Origin of the sequence: Butyrivibrio sp. DSM 10294 (genome assembly GCF_028539135.1) — a bacterium.
Lineage (GTDB): Bacteria > Bacillota > Clostridia > Lachnospirales > Lachnospiraceae > Butyrivibrio.
In genome coordinates this window covers 390333-411549 of sequence record NZ_JANSWL010000088.1, presented here as the reverse complement: position 1 = coordinate 411549, position 21217 = coordinate 390333, and the positions used below count along the sequence as shown (strand labels likewise).

Sequence of the window (21217 nt, the reverse complement as noted above, 5' to 3'; positions counted from 1 at the left end):
CAGATAGGAGATTATATAGATGGATGGATTTGTAAGAGTTCCTGTCAGAGAGCAGGATGCCAAAGAGCGTGCAACCAACTTCAAGGAAGTATGCCTTGGCTATAATAAAGAAGAAGCCGAAAAAGAAGCTACAAGATGCCTTAACTGCAAGAACCCCAAATGTGTTCAGGGTTGTCCCGTATCAATCGACATCCCCGCATTTATCCAGCAGGTAAAAGAGGGTGATGTAGAAGGCGCTTATCAGACAATAAGTAAGTCCAGTGCACTTCCTGCTGTCTGCGGACGTGTATGTCCTCAGGAAAGCCAGTGTGAGGGACAGTGCGTAAGAGGAATTAAGGGTGATGCCGTTTCAATCGGTAAGCTTGAGAGATATGTTGCTGATACTGCAAGAGAGATGGGTGTAGTTCCCGAGGGCGCTAAGGAGAAGAAGAACAAGAAGGTAGCCATTATCGGTTCAGGTCCTTCAGGACTTACCTGTGCAGGCGATCTTGCCAAGATGGGCTATGATGTAACAATCTTCGAGGCTCTTCATGAGGCAGGCGGCGTACTTGTATATGGTATTCCCGAGTTCCGTCTTCCTAAGGACGCAGTAGTTAAGAAAGAGATTGAGAACGTTAAGAAGCTTGGTGTTAAGCTTGAGACCGACGTAGTTATCGGTAAGAGCGTTACTGTAGACGATCTTATGGAGAAGGAAGGCTTTGAGGCTGTATTTATCGGATCAGGTGCCGGACTTCCCAGATTCATGAATATCCCCGGTGAGCAGGCTATGGGTGTATTTTCAGCCAACGAGTTCCTTACAAGAAGTAACCTTATGAAGGCCTTCGATGAGAATTCAAGAACACCTATCATGAGACCCAAAAAGTGCGTAGTTGTAGGTGGCGGTAACGTTGCTATGGATGCTGCAAGAACAGCTCTTCGTCTCGGAGCAGAGGTTCACGTAGTATACAGAAGAGGTGAGGAAGAGCTCCCTGCACGTAAGGAAGAGGTTGGACATGCTAAGGAAGAGGGTATCATTTTTGACCTTCTCACCAACCCTGTTGAGATCCATGAGGATGAGAACGGATGGGTTAAGAGCATCACCTGCATCAGAATGGAACTTGGAGAGCCCGATGAGTCAGGAAGAAGAAGTCCTGTTGAGGTTCCCGGTTCTGAGTTTGAGATTGAGTGCGATGCAGTTATCATGTCCCTTGGAACATCACCTAACCCTCTTATTTCCAGCACAACTCAGGGACTTGAGATCAACAGAAGAAAGTGCATCGTTGCTGAGGAAGCTACAGGACAGACCTCCAAGAAGGGTGTATTTGCCGGTGGTGATGCTGTTACTGGTGCAGCTACTGTTATCCTTGCAATGGGCGCAGGTAAGGCAGCGGCTAAGGGTATCGATGAGTATCTTTCTAATAAGTAATAGCGTTTTGAACTAAGAAATATAAGCACATTATCTGTAGAAAACCTATGGATAATGTGCTTTTTATTATTCCATAAGAGACATCTATGATATAATTATCTAGACTGTTTTTGGAGGAATTATGGAAAGAGAAGAACAAATCAAGGTGGCTATTACCGCAGGGATAGTAGCTGTAATTTTACTTATTCTCGTACCTTTTCTTGCCCTTTCAGGCAGAAAAAAAGGCGATGATCAAAGACCGGCGGACGATACAGTGGAATATGCTTCCATGGATGCATCCGGTAGCAATCAGGGAGCAGATACAGCATCATCCGCAGGCTCATCAGATAATCCTGATAGCTCATCAGACAATTCAATTTCTGAGGCCGATACTGCTTCATCAGGCAAATCGACTGTGCAGTATTCGGAGTATCTTCAGACCGCTAAGGGAGATGTTTCCGGTAACGGCTTTTATGCAACAACCGGTCCTCTTCTTAAAGATGTTTATAAGAATGTATCCTATGACAAGCAGGCTCAGCTCCAGGAGATGCTTACATACTGGCAGGATGGAAATACTGATGCTGTAAGAGATCTTGCTCATTTGGATCGGTTCGAGGCTATGTCCTACAGCCTCAAGGGAACTTCTGATTTTTACTACCTGGGCGATGTGAATGACCAGGGGCTTCCTGAAGGAAAAGGTTTAGCTGTATATACTGACAATCAGTATTACTATGGCGACTGGTCCCAGGGACTACGATCCGGTGAAGGCGCATGGTTCTGTTTTTTCCCTGGATACAGCACATATGTGGTTACAGAGCATATGTACACGGGAAGTTGGAAGGATGACAAGCCTGAGGGAGAAGGTCAGGAGCATTTCGACTACAATCCGGATTACATGAATTCTGATGATGTATATCTGCAGAACGCAATCGGAAACTTTGTCGGCGGCTTGTACAACGGAGATATGTATATCATCGATGTGGATATGAACGGCAATTGCACTGAATGGCTTGGCAAATGTGTGAACGGAAGCCTTCAGAGAGTTGAAGGTATGTCGGACGACAAAAAGGGCAACATGCCTGTTCTTAAGAAAAGACAAGAGGAACAAACCGTATTCTATATGGCTAAATCCAAGAACAAAGATCTTGGGGTAAAAGGTCTTTTGACAGGTGGAACGATCAGAAAATGAATATTACGATAATTACAGTAGGTAAGATCAAGGAAAAGTATTGGAATGATGCGATCGCTGAGTATTCCAAGAGGCTTTCCAGATACTGCAAGTTAAATATAGTTGAGGTGGCGGATGAGAAGACTCCGGACAATGCCCCTGCAGCTATAGAAGAGCAGATCAAGAAAAAAGAGGCGGAGCGTATACTTAAGAACATTGATGACCATGCTTTTGTCTGCGCACTTGCGATTGATGGCAAGAAATATTCTTCTGAGAGCTTTTCTGATTTTATAAATAACAAAGGAATATGTGGTGTCAGTCATATTCAATTTGTTATAGGCGGGTCACTTGGTCTGCATTCCAGCGTTTTATCAAGGGCAGACGGGAAAATCAGCTTTTCCGACATGACTTTTCCGCATCAGATGATGAGAGTAATTCTGCTGGAGCAGATTTACAGAGGATATAAGATTATAAGTGGGGAGCCTTATCACAAGTAAGGGACCATTAAGTTTAGACGGGGATTAGTATTTTATGAGTGAAATAACAGAGCTTAGACTTTCCTTATCCGCAGAGGATGAGAGAAATATATTTGGGGAAAACGACAACTACATACGTAAGATCGAGAACAGCCTTCATGTAGAGATTATCGACAGAAACGGCGAGCTTCGTATTATCGGCGATAAAGAAGGTGCTAATAAGGCATCAGGTATCATAAGAGAACTTGTACAGCTGTCAAGAAGAGGATCTCGCATAGAGGAGCAAAGCGTTGATTACGCCATTTCTCTCAAGGAAGATACCAGCCGTGAGGCAGAGCATTATAAGAATAATGACAATATTCTTGTAGACATAGACAAGGACGTTATATGCCATACAATTTCAGGTAAGCCGATTAAACCCAAGACACTGGGACAGAAAAAATATATCGATGCCATCAGAAACAAAATGATCGTATTCGGTCTTGGACCTGCCGGAACAGGTAAGACGTATCTTGCAATGGCAATGGCTATTACGGCTTTTCAGAGGGAAGAGGTCAGCAGGATCATCCTTACCAGACCTGCCATAGAAGCCGGAGAAAAGCTGGGATTTTTGCCCGGTGACCTTCAGAGTAAGGTAGATCCTTATCTCAGGCCATTATATGATGCTCTTTATCAGATTATGGGTACAGAGAATTTCATCAAAAACATGGAAAAGGGCCTTATAGAAGTGGCTCCCCTTGCATATATGCGAGGCAGAACGCTGGACAACGCCTTTATTATTCTTGATGAAGCTCAGAATACCACACCGGCGCAGATGAAGATGTTCCTTACAAGAATAGGCTTTGGGTCCAAGGTCATTATTACCGGTGACGCTACGCAGAAGGACCTTGCTCCTGATGTAAAATCAGGACTTGATATTGCCCAGAGCGTTCTTAAGAACATTGATGATATAGGTTTCTGCACACTTACCAGCAGCGACGTTGTTCGTCATCCGCTCGTTCAGAAGATCGTTAAGGCCTATGAGGATTATGAGAAGAAAGCTGCCAATAAGCAGAAAACCAAGAGTATCAGGAAGCTGGAGCGTCACTGACAATGGGGAGCGAGAATACACAGAGTGTTTTGGACAAAAAGTATAAGCTGATCTACGGAGCAATGTTTATGCTCACAGGCCTTACCGTTTTAGTCTTTTCAATCGTGATGGGTAAGAGCTATGAACTGATACTTCGTAATACCATCAGCGGATTTATTATCAGCGGAACAGTGGTATTTATGCTGACAGATGCGATTTCCAGAGGCAAGGGAGCTTTGTCTTATGAGAACTATGACAAAAAACTTCCCTTTGTAATATGCTATTTTGCCGGATTGATACTGTCGGTGGTTCTTCCTTTTGTTCCTAATCAGTTCTGGCCCTATATGGCGTTATTTGTGATATTGTCACTTTTTTCCAACGCTGAGATAGGCCTTGTGAGTGGAATGGGATTCCTGCTGATTTCTGTGATGATGGAAGAAAACGGCGGAATCGGCGAATTGTTCCTATATGTGCTGGCAGGAGCAGTTGCAATCGCCATGTTCAGAGATCTTAAGGAAACCACTGCTGTTGGGTATCCTCTTGCAATATCGATGATGATGCAGACGATACTGCTGGTTGCTTATGATGTGCTTTTTCAGAACAGAACGCTGTCTTTTAATCTTATGATCATTCCTGTTCTGAATCTGATGATGAACCTGACAATTCTTTTGATCTTTCTTAATATGTTTGGCGTTTACGTCATCAGAAAGACAAATGACAGATACATGGATATCAACGATCCTGAATACAGCCTTTTAGCCAACCTTAAGGAAAAGGACAAGGATGAGTACTTCAGGGCTATTCATACGGCCTACCTGGCAGAGAGAGTTGCACATGAGCTTGGCCTTAATTCCAGAGCCATCAAGACCTGCGCTTATTATCACAGGATAGGAATTCCCGAGAATAAGACCAAGTGGAAGGATGTTGAGCCTTTATACACCGAGAATGACTTTCCTGTGGAGGCTGTTGAGTATCTGCATGAATATATCGCCCCTAAGAAGGGAAGTGCCAGATCAAAAGAGGCTCTGACGGTTCAGATATGCGAAACTGTAATTGCCTCAATTATGCTTCTGATAAAACAGAATAAAAATGCTACAATAAATTATGATGATTTAATTGAAGGCATTTTCAAAAAGAAACGAGAGTCCGGTGAACTAATGGACTATGATGTGACCTTCAAGGAATTCGATACCATGCGAAAGATCCTGAAGAGGGAGAAATTATATTATGACTTTTTACGTTGAAAATGAAGTTGATGCCGAGTTTGAATTCGACATTGAAGAAGTGGCTAAGACTGTGGCTTCCAAGGTTCTTGAGGAGGAAGGCTGTGAGCATGAAGTGGAGATCAGCCTTATTATCACGGACGATGAGGGTATCCGTGAGATGAACAATGAATTCAGAGAGATTGACAAGCCTACGGATGTCCTGTCTTTTCCAAATGTCAGCTATGAGACACCGGGGGATTTCTCAGTTATTGACGGAGAACAACAGGTGGATCTTCTTAATCCGGATACCGGAAATATTATGTTCGGTGACATTGTTATCAATGAGAACAGGGTGAGATCTCAGGCCAAGGAGTACGGCCATAGCGAAAAGAGGGAATTCGCGTTTCTTATTGCCCACAGTATGCTGCATTTGTGCGGCTATGATCACATGGAGCCGGAGGAGGCTGCAGTGATGGAGGCAAAACAGGAGAACATCCTGAATCTTTTGGGGATTACAAGGGACTAATTCACATTTGGGGAGAGCAGTTGTATGAAAAGCTACACCGAGGAAAAACGAATCAGACCTGACATTCTGACATCTGTTGTTTTCTGGTCTGTTGTAGTAATCATGATCTTTAAGATCATAGGTAACAGGATATATGGGGATCTGGGTTCCGGTTTTGGGGCGGCTCCCTTTGCTTTTTTCTATATGTTTTACGGATGCTATGTCCTTGCGGTTCAAAAGGCCGTATGGCTGATGGTGCGAATAAGAGCCAGGAGAAGTCAGTTCCTTAACGCAGAGACCAATATGAAGAGGTCCAGAAGGCTGTTTGTATTTATCAGCTTTGTGACAGGAGCACTATTGGCTGCTTTAAGCTATGTGATCTCCAAGAACCTGTTTGGGTCGGGAAGAGGCTATCTGCAGTTTTTGATTGTAGCAATAATGTCACTGATATTCGGAGCTCAGGGCGTGTACAGAGGATACCTTCAGGGACTTGGTTATACGAGGCCTATAGTTATTTCCGACCTTTTATTTGCTGTAACGGCCGCTGCTTCCGGTACAGTAATTTCTGTAATAATGTATTTCTACGGACTCAAGGTCAATGAGCTGTTTCATGTTCAGGAATACAGTGCTATTTATGGCTCAATAGGCTCCATCATCGGACTTTTGATTGCTTCGATAATTTGTTTTATTCAGATCATGATCAGTTTTTCCATCAGGAAGAATGAAATCGCAGATATAATTAAAAACGGTGCGCCAAGGTATCTTGATAATAAGAATGATGTTATTTCCGGTATAAGGCCTATTTTATATCTATACCTGACACCTGCGTTTATGAGTCTTTTGAGTGAGGGCATTTATATGGCCATTCATAAAAAGGATGCGGCAGGAACCGAACTTCTTCTTCAATATGGAATGCTGTCGGGTAAGGTATTTCCTGTAGTTACAGCGCTTTCCGTAATATGCTGTCTTCCTTTCATCAAGACCTGGAACAGGGTAATGGCCCGGATTGAACGCGATGAATATGAGGTCGCAAGAGACAGGCTTAAAAAGCTTATCAGATATTCTACTGTTGTTTTTATTCCGGTGACTATTGTGTGCCTTGCCCTTTCAGAGACAATTAATGTTGCACTGTTTGGAAAGAGCAATGATACCACCAACTCGCTACTTACACTGGCTGCACCTGTTATTTTTCTTGCCTGCCTTGCTGTATTTGGCTCATGGCTAATGAGTCACATGGGTAAGTCACTTCTTCTGGTAATCAATCTTTCTGTAGGCTGGGGAGTGTTTGTTATCGGAAATATTGTCTTTGGTGTGGTACTTGACCTTGGATTATACGGAATTGTTCTGACGCATATTGTCAGTTTTCTGATTTATGATATTATTAGTTTCTCGATGATATTTAAGATGCTCAAGTACAGACAGGAGTTTATGAGTACATTTTTGCTCCCGGTTGCGGCTTCTGCAGCTGCCGGACTTGTCATCTATTTCATCAATATGATATTTGTCAATCTCATAGGAGACGCACTTACGCTACTCATCTGCATATTGGTATTCTGGATTGTTTATATGCTGATCATCATTGCGCTTAAGCGAATCAAGACCTATGAGCTTAGGTTTATACCTTTGGGCGGTGTCTTCCACGGCATAGCAAGCAGGATGCAGCCTGAGGAATATGAGGAATGGAATTGAGTAAGAGGATTTTTGTTATTGGCGGCGGAGCTGCCGGAATGTGTGCAGCAATCTATTCTGCAAGAAACGGTGCGGATGTCACCATTTTGGAAAAGAATGACAGGTTGGGCAAGAAGCTATCCATGACGGGAAACGGCCGCTGTAACCTGACTAATCTCGATATGAGAGAGGAGTATTACAATCTCTCAGCAAGAGCACGTATGAAGGAATGGCTAGGAATCTACGGCGTAGAAGATGTTATTTGCTTCATGAAATCTCTCGGAGTTGTGGTAAAGAGCGAGGATGGCTATATTTATCCTGCTTCCGGACAGGCTCAGACAGTAGTAAATGCGCTTAAGAATGAAATTGACAGACTTGGAGTTGAGGTTATATACAATCAACAGTTCAAGGCAGTTTCAAGGTGTGATGACGGCCGGCACAAGCTGCTTATTAAGACCGCAACAGCTGAGTACATGGCAGACGAATGTGTTATAAGCACAGGTTCGCTGTCAGGAGCCAAGAGCACCCTGTCAACAGGAGATGGTTATTATATCTGTTCTCAGATAGGAATGAATATTAAGAAGACTTATCCGGCACTGGTGGGCTTTAAAGTTGATCCTGAAGAAATGATGCCGGAAAACGGAGTAAGGACTATCTCAGAGATATCCTTCACTCTAGGAAATGAAGCTATCGCTACTGAATACGGCGAGCTTCAGATTACCAAGGATGGAATTTCGGGTATTCCCGTTATGCAGGCCAGCAGAGAGATTGTAAGGTTTGTAGAGGAAAAAAAGCCTGTTTATGCAGTGATTAACTTTTTCCCGGATTATGATGACGAGGATTTTAAGTCCCTTAAGAATGACATGCTTCGTCTAAAGGATGACAGAACACTGGCAGAGTTCCTGAACGGTTTTGCCAACAGTAATGTAAATGACATGGTGCTTAGCAGAATGAAGCTTAGCCCGACTATGCGAATGAAGAATATTTCGGTAAGTATGGCTGATTGTATTCTTGATAATTATAGGAATCTTAAACTTAAGCTTTCAGAGAGCTATGGATATCAGGCATCTCAGGTAACCACCGGTGGTGTAAGCCTGGGAGATGTTGGAAGTGATCTGTCCTACAAGAAGCTTCCCGGAGTATATCTTGCAGGTGAAATTCTTGATGTTGATGGAAGATGCGGTGGCTACAATTTACAGTGGGCATTTACGAGTGGCAGCATTGCCGGAACAGCGGCGTCGATTTGAAGCCGAGAGTATGTTGGTTTCCCGGACGTGTTGGTTTCACGGACGTGACCGGTGGGGCATGCATCCGATCATGTCTCATGGCGCTAAACGCTTCAATGAGCCCTGAGCACCAAAATCGACATGATCGGATGCATGGCCCCACCGGTCACTGTGCACTGGAAGGCCGCAGATACTGAATCCGACGATATGCACCTAACAATTTTCATGACTGGATAAATTTATACACAGGTCACTGTCATATATACGGTTACAATACGTACTATTCGACTTGTGTAAGTAATGCTTATAGCAATCCTGGTTTTATTGGAATGGTATAGATATATGTACTAAGACGACTAACTGTTTACAATGCTGATGATAATCAATTTATTGAAAGAGTAGTGGTGGTCTATGATTATTGCTATTGAGTATTGGAAATATAAAAAAGACAGGTTGTTTTATGGCAAGAATATAGGGCAAGAGGAGCTATTGTCTCAGGTCAGGTTCGTTGAAGGGGCATATGACGTAAATGAGGACAACTTCGAAGCGATGCTATGCAGAGTCTATGGGTGGAGTGAGTTTCTGCCAGAGGATGAAGAGGAATATGAGAGCATTTGTCCTGAGTATACCTATGACAGAGATATTGGGAAGCTGATTAAGAACAGCTATGTTTAATAAGAAATGGTAATAATATGATCAGAATTAATCAGATTAAGCTTTTACATGATAAGAATAAAGAACTGAATGGGGAGGAGCTTAGCAGAGTTCTTAAGAAGAAATCTGCTAAGCTTTTACGAATTTCAGAGGACAGTATAGGTGAATTCGAGATAATAAGGCACTCCATCGATGCCAGGAAAAAGCCGGAGATATACCACATTTTCATGGTGGATTTGAAGGTTAAGGCAGGAAATGAAGAATCAATAGTTAAGAAGTGCCGAGATAAGAATACTTCTGTTATCAAGGAAAAGAAGTATGATTTCTGGAATATGGCTCTCGGTAATGGGGGCAAGGACTCATCTGACCCTGTTAATGAAGGAAAGAAGTCTTCTGAGGAGCTAAGAGAAAAAGCAAGAAGCAGTGGTAAAAATATAATTGTTATAGGTGCAGGACCTGCGGGACTTTTCTGCGCATATGAGCTCGCACTTAACGGTTTTAAGCCACTTCTTTTGGAGAGAGGCGCACAGGTTGAGAAGAGAATGGAACTGGTTGATAAGTTCTGGGAGACCGGAGATTTGGATACCGGGACTAATGTGCAATTCGGTGAGGGCGGTGCAGGAACTTTTTCCGATGGCAAGCTCAATACAATGGTCAAGGATAAGGATGGCCGTGGAAGAGAGGCACTAAGGATTTTTACAGCCAACGGTGCCAATGATAATATCATGTATGAGGCTAAACCTCATATCGGAACTGATATTCTTTGCGATGTGGTGAAGAATATGAGGAACAGGATAATTGAAAATGGCGGAGAGGTTCGGTTCGAAACGCAGGTTACGGATATAGTTTATGATAATGGCAGGATTACGGCGGTTAAGACACCCAATGAAGAAATAGCTGCAGACGCAGTAGTTCTGGCCATAGGCCACAGTGCCCGTGATACCTTCTATATGCTTAAGGATTGCAAGGTTGAAATGCAGCCCAAACCCTTTGCTGTCGGCTATAGAGTTGAGCACAGGCAGGGCCTTATAAATCTCTCACAATATGGCATGGAAGAGACCGGAAGTCTTGGAGCAGCGCCATATAAGCTTGTTGCGACCGCTTCAGACAAAAGAGGTGTTTATTCCTTCTGCATGTGCCCCGGAGGATATGTAGTTAATGCTTCTTCTGAAGAGGGTAGACTTGCAATCAATGGAATGAGCTATAACAAGCGAGATGGTAAAAACGCCAATTCCGCTATTATTATAACCGTTGATCCCAAGGATTTCGGATCCGATGACGTTCTGTCGGGAGTCGAATTTCAGAGAAAACTCGAGGAAAAGGCTTATGAACTGGCCGGGGGCAAGATTCCCGTCGAGTATTATATAGACTTTAAACAGGCTGTTACAGGAGAAAATGAAATCGGTAGCGAAGAAACTAAGTTAAATGCTACAGCCAGAAAATCTTTCAACCTTCCTTCGATGAGAGGAAGTTATGAATTCGCAGAAGTACATAAGATACTGCCGGACGAGCTAAACAAGGCTTTTATTGAAGGGATGGAGAAGTTTGGCCATACCATCAAGGGGTATAACAATGATGATGCCCTTATATCCGGAGTAGAGAGCAGAACTTCTTCTCCTGTTAGGATTGGAAGAGATGAGAATGGTGAATCTCTGAATGTAAAAGGTCTTTTCCCATGCGGAGAAGGTGCAGGCTATGCCGGCGGCATTATGTCCGCCGCTATGGATGGCATGCATACGGCAGAGCTTATTGCAAGACAGATACTCAATTGAACTAAACAGACCGAAATAGGAGCAATATGAAATTACTGATAATAAGACATGGTGAATCTGAAGCAGACATATTGAAGGTACATGAAGGAAGAGCAGATTTTGAGCTGACACCAAGGGGCCACAAGCAGGCTGAAGCAATGGCTGAATACGTAGCCTCTAACTATCGGGTAAATAAAATCTATTGCAGTACGTTAAAAAGGGCAGCTCAGTCAGCCAGACATATCGCGGAAAAGACCGGCCTTCCGATAATATTTGATGAGAATCTTATGGAGTTTAACAACGGTCTTCTTGCAGGACTGTCCTACGAAGAAGCCAACGAGAAATATCCGCCTGTTAAGGATCTTCCGATAGACCAGGCCGTTTATGGACAGGAATCCAAGGTTGAATTCAGGAAAAGAGCTGATGAAGTGCTGCAGCGCATTCTTAGCGAGGCCTCTGAGAACGACCAGATAGCTGTTGTATCCCACGGCGGGATGATCAATCAGCTGTATCGTTCGGCTCTTAAACTCCCTGTGGTAACCGATGTCTATTTTGCCTGCGGTGATACCTGTATTCACGAGTGGAATGTGACTGACAATGGAATTCGCGTAGTAAGGACCAATATGACGGAGCATTGTAAGAATATCTGATATATTTTAAAAATTACAAAAACAATTTTGAATATCTCATTTTTTTATATCCTTGCCTTCCCTATAATGAGTACTGTACTCAATATTTAAGTTTCCGAATGCCTCGGAAACAGCATAAAGGGAAGGGAAGGGTATTTTTATGAAAAAGAAATTAGTTAGTGCAATTGCTTGCATGACAGTTGCTGCATCAACACTTGTTGGATGCACAGGTTCTTCAGCTCCTGCTGACACAGCAGCTCCTGCAGAGACACAGACAGAGACTCCTGCAGCTGAAACCACGACAGAAGAGACCAAGACAGAAGAGACAGCTTCCGGAGATAAGGTAACACTTAGCATCTACACACAGTATGCAGATGATGACACCAAGGTTCCTTATGATTACGCTGTAGAGCAGCTTAAAGAGGCTTATCCTAATGTAGAGCTTAACCTTATCGTTCAGGCTCAGGATGACGGCCAGACACTTAAGACCCTTGCAGCTACAGGTCAGCTCCCTGATATCTATCAGGCAAGCACAGACCTTATCAATACATTCCGTGAGTCAAACCAGATCATGGTTATTAACGACGTAGCACAGTCAACAGGATTCCTTGACAAGCTCTATGATGCAAACAAGGATCTTGCCTACGCAGAGGATGGGAACATCTATGCATTCCCATTCTCGGGTCAGGAATATGTTCTTTGGTACTACAACAAGGCTCTCTTTGAGGAGAACGGACTTGAAGTTCCCAAGACATATGATGATCTTCTTAACTGCATCGAAGTATTCAAGGGTAAGGGAATCACTCCTCTTGCACTTTTCGGACAGGAAGGCTGGAACACAGCAGCTGCTTATGACGTAATTGCTACAAGATACGCTACAGGCGGAATCAAGGCTCTTGACGAGGGCACAGCATCTGTAACAGATGAGGGCTACGTTGAGGCTGCTAAGATGATGGAGAAGCTCGTTGCAGCAGGACTCTACCAGGAAGATGCTACAACAACCAACTATGACCAGGCTTCACAGAAGTTCCTTTCAGGCGAAGCTGCTATGTTCATCAATGGTCAGTGGTACATTGAAGATGCAACCAAGGAACTTGGCGACAACGTTGACTGGATGTTCTATCCTGCAGCTGACGAGGCTTCATACGAGGCTGGTAAGGCAGCATTCTCAGGCGGCGGATCAGCATCAGGCTTTGCTGTAAACCCTGATTCAGAGAACGCAGCTCTTGCAGCAGAAGTAGCAGAGTTCATCACAGAGAAGTACTGCGAAGCTAAGGTTATGTACAGACACAATCCTCTTGTTGCACTTGATACAGGAAAAGAGCCTGACTCTGAGTATCCTGCAATGATGAAGAAGCTTTCAGACACACTTCCTACAATCACATCAACAACTAAGTTCACATGGGGACTTACCAATTCTACATTCAACGATGCAATTCAGTCTGAGTCACAGGGACTTGTTTCCGGACAGTTTACAGCAGACGAGTTCGTTGAGAACGTAGCAGATGCTCAGTAATACAAATTCACAATCTTGACTATCATGGAGTGGCTTGAAACTTCGGCCACTCCATTCCATTGCAAAATAATCGTTCATTTTCTTAACCACCACTTATAGGAGAACACCATGAAAAAGTACATGGGTAACAAGCTGGCGATCTTTCTTTTCGTTGTGCCGGCACTGGTAGTATTTTTAATATTTGATTTTATTCCGATCATCCAGGTCTTTGCTTACAGCTTCACAGACTGGAATGGTCTCACAATTCCGAATTTTACAGGTCTTAAGAATTACTTGGAACTGTTTGGCGATAGAGTTTTTTATACATCTAACAGAAACCAGTTGATCTTTGCGGTTATTATCACTGTTTATCAGATGTTTTTTGCTACGGTATTTGCCATTACTATTTCTGATAAAAAGATGAAGGGAAGAAAGTTCCTGCGTGTTGCATATTTCATCCCCGTTATTCTTTCAGTTACCGTTGTATGTCAGCTCTGGGGCGCAATCTTAAGCGGAGAAGGACTTCTTAACAAGTTGTTCGAGGCTTTTGGCTCAGATTTCAGACAGAACTGGCTGGGTGACAGATACAAGGCTATTTATGTTATTGCATTTGTTAACGCATGGCAGTGGATGGGATATCAGTTCGCACTTATTGTTGCGGGCATCAAGTCTATCCCCTCTGACTACTATGAGGCAGCAAGAATCGACGGATGCTCAAACGTTAAGGCTCACATGAAGATCACAATCCCTCTTCTTGCAGAGACTTACAAGTTCTGCCTTATCATTTCACTGACAGGTGGTATCAAGGCCTTCACCGAAATGAACATCCTGACCGGCGGTGGCCCCAACAAGTCAACCTTTACACTGACCTACATGATGTATAATGCAGCCTTCAAGAAGTCCAATTACGGCTATGGTCTAGCAGCAGCATCAATAATGGTTATCGAGTGTATGCTGATAATGCTTGTTATTAACTTCATCTTCAGGGAAAAAGACCAGAAGAAGGAAGAAGAAAGATCGAGGAGGAAGAGAAGTGCATAACGAAGGTAAAAAATCAATACTTCATTACGTTTTTGTGGCTTTCTGCTGGATCTATGCGGCATTCTCCATATATCCACTGATCTGGATGCTGTTTTACTCCTTCAAGACCAACCAGGAAATCTTTGTTACCAATCCTTTCGGATTTCCCTGGCCACTGCATTATGAGAACTACATCACAGCATGGACCAAATATGATGTACCGCTGTATTTCTTAAACAGCTTACTGGTTTCTGTGGGAACTGTGGCACTTACAATCTTTTGCGCACTGTTATTCTCATATGCTACCAGCAGAATGGTATGGAAGGGCAGAACCTTCACAAGACTGTTCCTGGGACTTGGAATGTTTATTCCTGTTCAGGCTATTATGATCCCTGTAGTTAAGGTGGTACAGAACTTCCACCTTATGGGAACAAGATGGTCACTGATCTTTCCTTACATAGCCATCAACCTTGCTTTTTCCTGCATGGTTTATTACGGATTCTTCAAAGGAATTCCTATGGAGCTTGAGGAAGCAGCCTGCATGGACGGAGCTACAATTTATCAGACCTTTTTCATGATAATTGAGCCTCTGGTAAGACCCGCTACAGTAACACTTATCATTTATATATTCCTCAATGCCTGGAATGAGTTCATTCTGGCAAATGTAGTTGTGGGAAGTATTCCCGCACTTAAGACTCTTCCTCTTGGAGTACTTTTCTTCCAGGGAGAGTTCACAACCGACTGGGGCGGAATGGGAGCAACCATGGTTATTGCTTCATTCCCGGCCATCATTGTTTACTCAATCTTCTCAGAGCAGGTTGAAAGCGCAATGACAATCGGCGGAGCAGTTAAGGGCTAAGCATGTAGCAGCCAAGGGATAAATACCCTTGGCTGTTCTTATGTTATAATTAATTCATTATGAAAAATCCTGAAGCTAAAAATAAGAATATCGTGGATATGTCCCTGAAGGACATGGAGGCCTACAGGTCCGGAAGACTTAGCATCGGCAAGGAAAGAGCCAGAAACATATCCATCAAGTATAAAATGGCATTCATGACATTTCTGGTAGCGCTTATCCCAATGGCGGTGCTGACTGTTTTGATGCTGTTTTTTTATAACAGAGCCATTATGGAGCGTGGTAACAAGCACATCGAAGAGAACATCAGGATCATGTCCGACAGGATTGATTCGGTTCTGAAAAATGGTGAGCTCTGTTCCAACAATCTGACTATAGAATTCAGCGGCCTTTATAATGACAAGTCTATGAAGCAGGTTACAAGGGATTCCAGGATCATATCCCAGCTATCCCAGTCACTGCTTATCTATAACGGAATCTCATCAATTGTTTTCATTGATACTCAGGGGCATTATTACGCAACGGACCCGGTGCTTCAGGGCATGGAAAAAGAAATCAGGGAATCCGAATATGTAAAAGAGCTTCAAAGTGCGGGAGGAAAGACTTTTCTCCTGAATCCTACTGAAAATATCATGACAAGAGATGATAAGGAGATCATAACCATGGGCAAGCACGTTATAAATGTGCTTACAGGAACTCCCTTCGGATATCTTTTTATCAACATGAATAAGGATTATCTTATCGAATCCTCCTACAGTGATATCAGTTACTATTTTCTCTATGATCCTGGCGGCGTTTGTATTTCCATGTCTGATGCCAAGGACCCTATCTACAATGATACAGAGCTTATTAACTCTCTTTATCAGGGAAAAGAAAACAGCATAAAATACAACAAGGAAAAATATCTTATAGCAAGAGATACGCTTAAACAGTATGACTGGATGATCGTGGGAGTTACCAATCTGAACAGGTTCAATGTTACCGGTAAAGACCTTCGTTTTATCCTGAGCACAACCTTCGGACTTACGGCGATACTTCTTTTACTGTCAATGACAGTCTCGGTAAACATGATCACCAGGCCCCTAAAAATGCTTCATGACGGTGCGGAGCAGATAGCTGAAGGGGATATGAGTTTCAGATTCAGGTTTAAATACAAGGACGAGATCGGAAGGCTGGGACGAATCTTCAACTATATGACCCAGAGAAATCTTGAGCTTCTTAAGCAGGTTGATGACGAGGCCAAGAAGAAAAGAGAATATGAGCTGGCTCTTATTCAGGAGCAGGTTAAGCCCCATTTTCTGTATAATACGCTGGATATAATCATTATGCTTATTGAAATGAACCGTTCCAAGGAAGCAGCCAGGGTAACTCAGAAACTGGCAAATTATTACAAAAACTCTCTGTCCGGCAGCGAAGAGATAGTAACGGTTATGAGAGAAAGTCAGATAATAAGGGATTACCTGGACCTTCAGACCATGAGATACGGCGATAAATTCAGTTATGAGATAGATATCGACGAGGCTATAGATAACTGCCAGATTCCAAAGATGACCCTGCAGCCTCTGGTTGAGAATGCTATTTATCACGGTATCAAGAATAAGGCAGAGTGGGGCAAGATAACAGTGTCCGGAAAAATGGTGGTTCGTGGCGAAAGCAATTCCTGCGAGCTGATCGTTGAAGACGACGGAATAGGCATGGATGCTGAGGAGCTAAAACAACTGAACAGCCTGCTTTCTGAGGACGTCAAGAGTATGACCATGGATGATTCTGACGCTCCGGAAAAAGACGCCGGGATTTCAGACCATGATTCCACTAAGGGAGGCAGCCATTTTGGTCTCTACAGTGTTTCTCACAGAATTAAACTCTATTTTGGCAATGAGTACGGCGCAAGGATAGAGAGCACCAAGGGGAGCGGCACAAAGGTTGTGATCACGCTTCCTTACACAGAATAATGAACCGGAGAATCAGAACATGATTAAGATAATGATCGTAGATGACATGCCGATCTTTCTTGAATATTTAAGGGGCTGCATTGACTGGAATGCCTATGGATTTGAGATCTGCTGCGAGGCCCATGACGGGAAGGAAGCGCTGGAGAAAATTGAAGAGTACTATCCTGATGTGGTTCTGACAGATATTACCATGCCCTATATAAACGGCCTTGAACTGGCTGAGCGTATTACCAAGGACTATCCTGATATATCAGTTATTCTCATAACGGGAAACAACGAATTTGAGTACGCCAGAAAGGCTGTAAAGATAGGCGTTTGTGACTATATAGTCAAGCCCTTTGAAAAAGAGGAGCTTATCCTGAGCCTTTTGAAGCTTCAGGACAATATCGTAAAGGCTGTTGAGAATACTGACATGACTCCGGGACAGAAGAATCTGGAGGACAGGCTCAGGGCTCTTGTTTACGCCGGCTGCGGAAGTGGCAGGGAAAGTGAAGAGGAGGCTTTATCTCTTTTTTACGACGAGGCGGACAGGGATAAGATACCTGAAGAAGCCAAGGAAAAGGGGCTTCTTCTTGCTCTTTTTAAGTTTGACATCACTGACATGGGGGACAAGGCGGACTCTGTTGAAAGCCTCATGAACTGGGAGAGGCTCATTGCCAGAATGCTTGAGGATAAGCTTGAGATCCAGGGTAAATTCAGGATCTTCCATGACTATGAGAATAACATTGTTGTGCTTATGAGATTTGATGATGACAAGGAGCTTGTAAGCTATAAGGGTTATGAATTTTCCGATCTTATTCAGGTTGTCAAAAATCAGCTTGAAATAGACAGTGTTATAGCTCTGTCCAGAGCGGACAACATTTCTGCGGTGAAGGGAGCTTATGAAAAGGCCCTTAACTATCTGGCAGGAAAGGGCTTTGGAAGGTTTTTGGACATTAGAAACAATAATGATAGTGTTTCCTACACCTCACTGGATGCTATTTTCAGGCTGAACAAGGATATCGAGAGCCTTCAGGCTGAGGATGCCGAGGATGTCATAAATGAGCTGTGGAACAGGATAAGGGAAAGAAATCAGGCTGCATCAGGGGATGGAGCAGGCGGTTTTACTGAGATGAATCTTCTTAGCAGCGCCGTAAGTATTTTGATGACCAATATTATCAGTTCAGGTTTTTCACTTGATAAGATATACGGGGATGATTTTGTTCCGGAGAAGTTTTTTGCATCTGCCGATACCCCGGAGAAGATGAGGGAAAATGTCATTTACCTTTACAAGAAGAGAATCGAATTTGAAAAGGGCAAAAAGGTAAGTAAAGAACATGATGTGGCCCAGGCTGCAAAGGAATATATCGAAGGCAATTACTCCAACGCAGGGATGTCTATTTCGGATATTTCCGAGGCTCTGTGTGTAAACCAGACCTACCTTCGCAAGATGTTTAAGAGTGAGATGAACATGACCCTCACGGAGTATATTACCCAGTACAGAATGCAGGAGGCCAAAAGGCTTATCACAAGCACCGAAGAAAAGCTATCGGCTATCGCGGAGCAGGCGGGATACAGCGATGTAAGCTATTTTTCCAATGTGTTTAAAAAGTTCTACGGCACGTCCCCAAGGAGTATGACAAGAAGCGAATGATAGGGCCTGACAGGCCTCTGACCGGGCGTTAGTTTCTTACAAACTTGAATATGCTCATATTCTTAGGTATAATCAAAGGAGCGCGTTTTTTAGTTGTTGAGGAGGTTGGTATGGAATTATTAGAGATTTGTAAGAGGGCCAAAAGCACTAAGTATACAATTCAGAATCTGACGACAGATCAGAAGAATAAAGCTCTTTTAGCAGTAGCAGACGGGCTTATTAAGAATTCTGCCGACATTATCGCCGCCAACCGGAAAGACTATGAGCGCGGTGAGCAAAACGGCATGCATCCCGGCATGCTGGACAGGTTGATGCTTAATGATAAGAGAATTCAGGCTATGGCTGAGGGACTTAGGCAGGTTGCAGACCTGGAGGATCCCATCGGCACTGAAATAGAGAGTTTCGACAGACCAAACGGTCTTCATATCAGGAAGGTAAGAGTGCCTCTTGGAGTTATCGGAATCATTTATGAATCGAGACCCAATGTTACGGCAGATGCCTTCAGTCTTACTTTTAAATCCGGTAACGCAGTTATATTAAAGGGTGGAAGCGACGCCATAAACAGCAATATCGCCATCACCAATTCCATCAGAAATACACTTTCACAGCAGGGAATTGACCCTGATGCGGTTCAGCTTATTGAGGATACGGACAGAAGCGTTACAACACAGTTCATGCAGATGAACGATTATGTTGATGTTCTTATTCCCAGAGGAAGTGCGGGGCTTATCAGAGCAGTTGTGGAGAATTCCAACATTCCCGTTATCGAGACAGGAACCGGCAATTGTCACATTTATGTGGACAAGGATGCTGACCTTGAGAAGGCAATTCCAATCATCATCAATGCCAAGACCCAGAGAATTGGCGTATGTAACGCAGCTGAATCGCTGGTTGTTCATGAAGATATCAAGGATGCTTTTTTACCATTGTTTGCCAAGGCTATGAAGGAGCACAATGTAGAGATCAGAGCCGACAAGGAGGCGAAAGCAGTTCTTGCAGATGCGCTGGACGCCACAGAAGAGGATTTTGGCAAAGAGTATCTTGATTATATTATTTCTGTTAAGACAGTTAAAAATGTGGATGAAGCGATAGACCATATTAACAAATACAACACCGGACATTCTGAGTCCATTATCACAGAGAACAAAGAGACTGCAGAGAAGTTCCTGGGAAGAGTGGATGCAGCCTGTGTTTATCACAATGTTTCCACAAGATTTACCGATGGATTCGAGTTCGGCTTTGGTGCTGAGATAGGCATCAGCACACAAAAGCTTCATGCAAGAGGTCCCATGGGACTTAAGGAGCTTACATCTTATAAGTACCAGATTTTGGGAAATGGTCAGATAAGATAAATTATATGGGGATTTTGGAGGGTTACATATGGCTTTGACCAAAGAGGAACTTCTTGGGGCCAAGGAGCACATAATAGAGGTTTCCAGAGAATTACACGATATAGGACTGCTGGTTAGAACCTGGGGGAATATCAGCTGCAGGATCGATGCAGAGCATTTTCTCATAACACCCAGCGGAATCAGATATGAAGATCTGACTCCCGAGATGATAGTGGCAGTCAACATTAACGATCTGTCCTACGAAAGCAAGTACAAACCATCAAGTGAGAAGGCTGTACATGCTGCCTGCTACAAGGTTCGTAACGATATCAGGTTCATAGTGCACACACACCAGGTGTATGCTTCCTGCGCAGGCACTCTTGGCCTTAAGAAGATAGTTACTTATTCAGAAGACAAGGACATTATGATTCCCGTTGCACCTTACGCACTCCCCGGCACTGAGAAGCTCGCCGACAATGTATATCGCACGGTAAAAAAGTACAGTGATTCAAATGGAATTATAATGGCCAATCATGGCACTATCTGCATGGGCAAGAACTCAAGAGAAGCAATCTACGAAGCCGAGAATATGGAGGTTGCCTGCAACAATTTCCTTATCGATGTATGCAAGACCGATATGCATCATGGTGTAGAGGTCGGTTTTAACTCTCACAAGGAAGAAGGCGTTATCATCTACGATATAGCTGATACACCGGAGAGAGTTAAGCGTATTCATGAAGAAATCTACAGAAGAAGACCGGATGTTAAGTATATCATCCATAACAAATCCGAAGCGGTCATGACAGTATCAAGAAGAGCCAGTCATATGAGGCCTCTGTTGGATGACTTTGCACAGCTCATAGGTTACAGCGTTAAGGTTCCCAGCAACGAGCACGGCAAGGATGGTCAGAACTTCCATAATATCAAGAAAAATGTCAATGCAATATTTGCGCTTAATGACGGCGCTTACTGCGTAGGCAGTAATGAGGATGACGCAATGGCAGTGGCTACAGTGCTTGATAAGGGCTGCATTGCTTATATTGCGGTAATGAGACACGGAGAAGGACATTATCTGTCACTTCTTGAATGCTACAAGATGAACAGACATTACAGGAAGTCATATTCAAGACTTGCGGATATTCATTCCTCCAAGAAGAACACCAAGAATAAAAAGAGCAGATAATCAGCTCTTTGG

At 43.4% G+C, this 21217-nt stretch carries 18 protein-coding genes; all 18 read left to right on the top strand.

Annotated elements, in window-relative coordinates; translation table 11 throughout:
* Nucleotides 1–19 precede the first annotated feature (19 nt).
* Complete coding sequence (gltA, locus tag NXH67_RS17880) at nt 20–1405, top strand: NADPH-dependent glutamate synthase (RefSeq protein WP_022778475.1); 1386 nt, start codon at nt 20–22, stop codon at nt 1403–1405.
* A gap of 121 nt (nt 1406–1526) precedes the next feature.
* Nucleotides 1527–2573 (top strand): hypothetical protein, encoded by a 1047-nt coding sequence (locus NXH67_RS17875; RefSeq protein ID WP_272798239.1) that lies wholly within the window; start codon nt 1527–1529, stop codon nt 2571–2573.
* Nucleotides 2570–3049: a 23S rRNA (pseudouridine(1915)-N(3))-methyltransferase RlmH gene (rlmH, locus tag NXH67_RS17870; RefSeq protein WP_272798238.1), complete on the top strand. Its 480-nt coding sequence runs from the start codon at nt 2570–2572 to the stop codon at nt 3047–3049. Before NXH67_RS17875 ends, rlmH begins: the two co-directional genes overlap by 4 nt.
* 34 nt (nt 3050–3083) lie before the next feature.
* Nucleotides 3084–4118 carry a PhoH family protein gene (locus NXH67_RS17865; protein ID WP_022778471.1) on the top strand — a complete coding sequence of 345 codons (1035 nt, stop codon included), beginning with the start codon at nt 3084–3086 and terminating at the stop codon, nt 4116–4118.
* Nucleotides 4119–4147: 29 nt separating this feature from the next.
* Nucleotides 4148–5341 carry a hypothetical protein gene (locus NXH67_RS17860; protein ID WP_272798237.1) on the top strand — a complete coding sequence of 398 codons (1194 nt, stop codon included), beginning with the start codon at nt 4148–4150 and terminating at the stop codon, nt 5339–5341.
* Nucleotides 5325–5828: an rRNA maturation RNase YbeY gene (ybeY, locus tag NXH67_RS17855; protein WP_022778469.1), complete on the top strand. Its 504-nt coding sequence runs from the start codon at nt 5325–5327 to the stop codon at nt 5826–5828. Before NXH67_RS17860 ends, ybeY begins: the two co-directional genes overlap by 17 nt.
* 24 nt (nt 5829–5852) lie before the next feature.
* Nucleotides 5853–7496, top strand: coding sequence for a polysaccharide biosynthesis C-terminal domain-containing protein (locus tag NXH67_RS17850; protein WP_272798236.1), 1644 nt, complete (start codon nt 5853–5855; stop codon nt 7494–7496).
* Nucleotides 7493–8722, top strand: a complete 1230-nt coding sequence (locus NXH67_RS17845; protein WP_272798235.1) for an aminoacetone oxidase family FAD-binding enzyme — start codon at nt 7493–7495, stop codon at nt 8720–8722. Before NXH67_RS17850 ends, NXH67_RS17845 begins: the two co-directional genes overlap by 4 nt.
* Nucleotides 8723–9112: 390 nt before the next feature.
* Nucleotides 9113–9376 carry a hypothetical protein gene (locus NXH67_RS17840; protein ID WP_272798234.1) on the top strand — a complete coding sequence of 88 codons (264 nt, stop codon included), beginning with the start codon at nt 9113–9115 and terminating at the stop codon, nt 9374–9376.
* Nucleotides 9377–9393: 17 nt separating this feature from the next.
* On the top strand, nt 9394–11127 hold the full coding sequence (locus tag NXH67_RS17835; RefSeq protein WP_272798233.1) for an NAD(P)/FAD-dependent oxidoreductase: 1734 nt from the start codon (nt 9394–9396) through the stop codon (nt 11125–11127).
* 26 nt (nt 11128–11153) lie between these two features.
* Nucleotides 11154–11756: a histidine phosphatase family protein gene (locus NXH67_RS17830; protein ID WP_022778464.1), complete on the top strand. Its 603-nt coding sequence runs from the start codon at nt 11154–11156 to the stop codon at nt 11754–11756.
* 139 nt (nt 11757–11895) lie between these two features.
* Nucleotides 11896–13251, top strand: coding sequence for an ABC transporter substrate-binding protein (locus NXH67_RS17825; protein WP_272798232.1), 1356 nt, complete (start codon nt 11896–11898; stop codon nt 13249–13251).
* 108 nt (nt 13252–13359) lie between these two features.
* Nucleotides 13360–14271: a carbohydrate ABC transporter permease gene (locus tag NXH67_RS17820; RefSeq protein WP_272798231.1), complete on the top strand. Its 912-nt coding sequence runs from the start codon at nt 13360–13362 to the stop codon at nt 14269–14271.
* Entirely contained in the window at nt 14264–15109 is an 846-nt protein-coding gene (locus NXH67_RS17815) for a carbohydrate ABC transporter permease (protein ID WP_272798230.1), read from the top strand. The genes NXH67_RS17820 and NXH67_RS17815 overlap by 8 nt, the downstream gene beginning before the upstream one ends.
* A gap of 59 nt (nt 15110–15168) precedes the next feature.
* Nucleotides 15169–17058, top strand: a complete 1890-nt coding sequence (locus NXH67_RS17810; RefSeq protein WP_272798229.1) for a cache domain-containing sensor histidine kinase — start codon at nt 15169–15171, stop codon at nt 17056–17058.
* Nucleotides 17059–17077: 19 nt separating this feature from the next.
* On the top strand, nt 17078–18691 hold the full coding sequence (locus NXH67_RS17805; RefSeq protein ID WP_272798228.1) for a response regulator transcription factor: 1614 nt from the start codon (nt 17078–17080) through the stop codon (nt 18689–18691).
* Nucleotides 18692–18801: 110 nt separating this feature from the next.
* Nucleotides 18802–20043, top strand: a complete 1242-nt coding sequence (locus NXH67_RS17800) for a glutamate-5-semialdehyde dehydrogenase (protein WP_272798227.1) — start codon at nt 18802–18804, stop codon at nt 20041–20043.
* Between the two features lie 28 nt (nt 20044–20071).
* The gene (locus tag NXH67_RS17795) at nt 20072–21205 is read left to right on the top strand and encodes a class II aldolase/adducin family protein (protein ID WP_022778457.1); all 1134 of its coding nucleotides are present in this window, start codon (nt 20072–20074) and stop codon (nt 21203–21205) included.
* Nucleotides 21206–21217 lie beyond the last annotated feature (12 nt).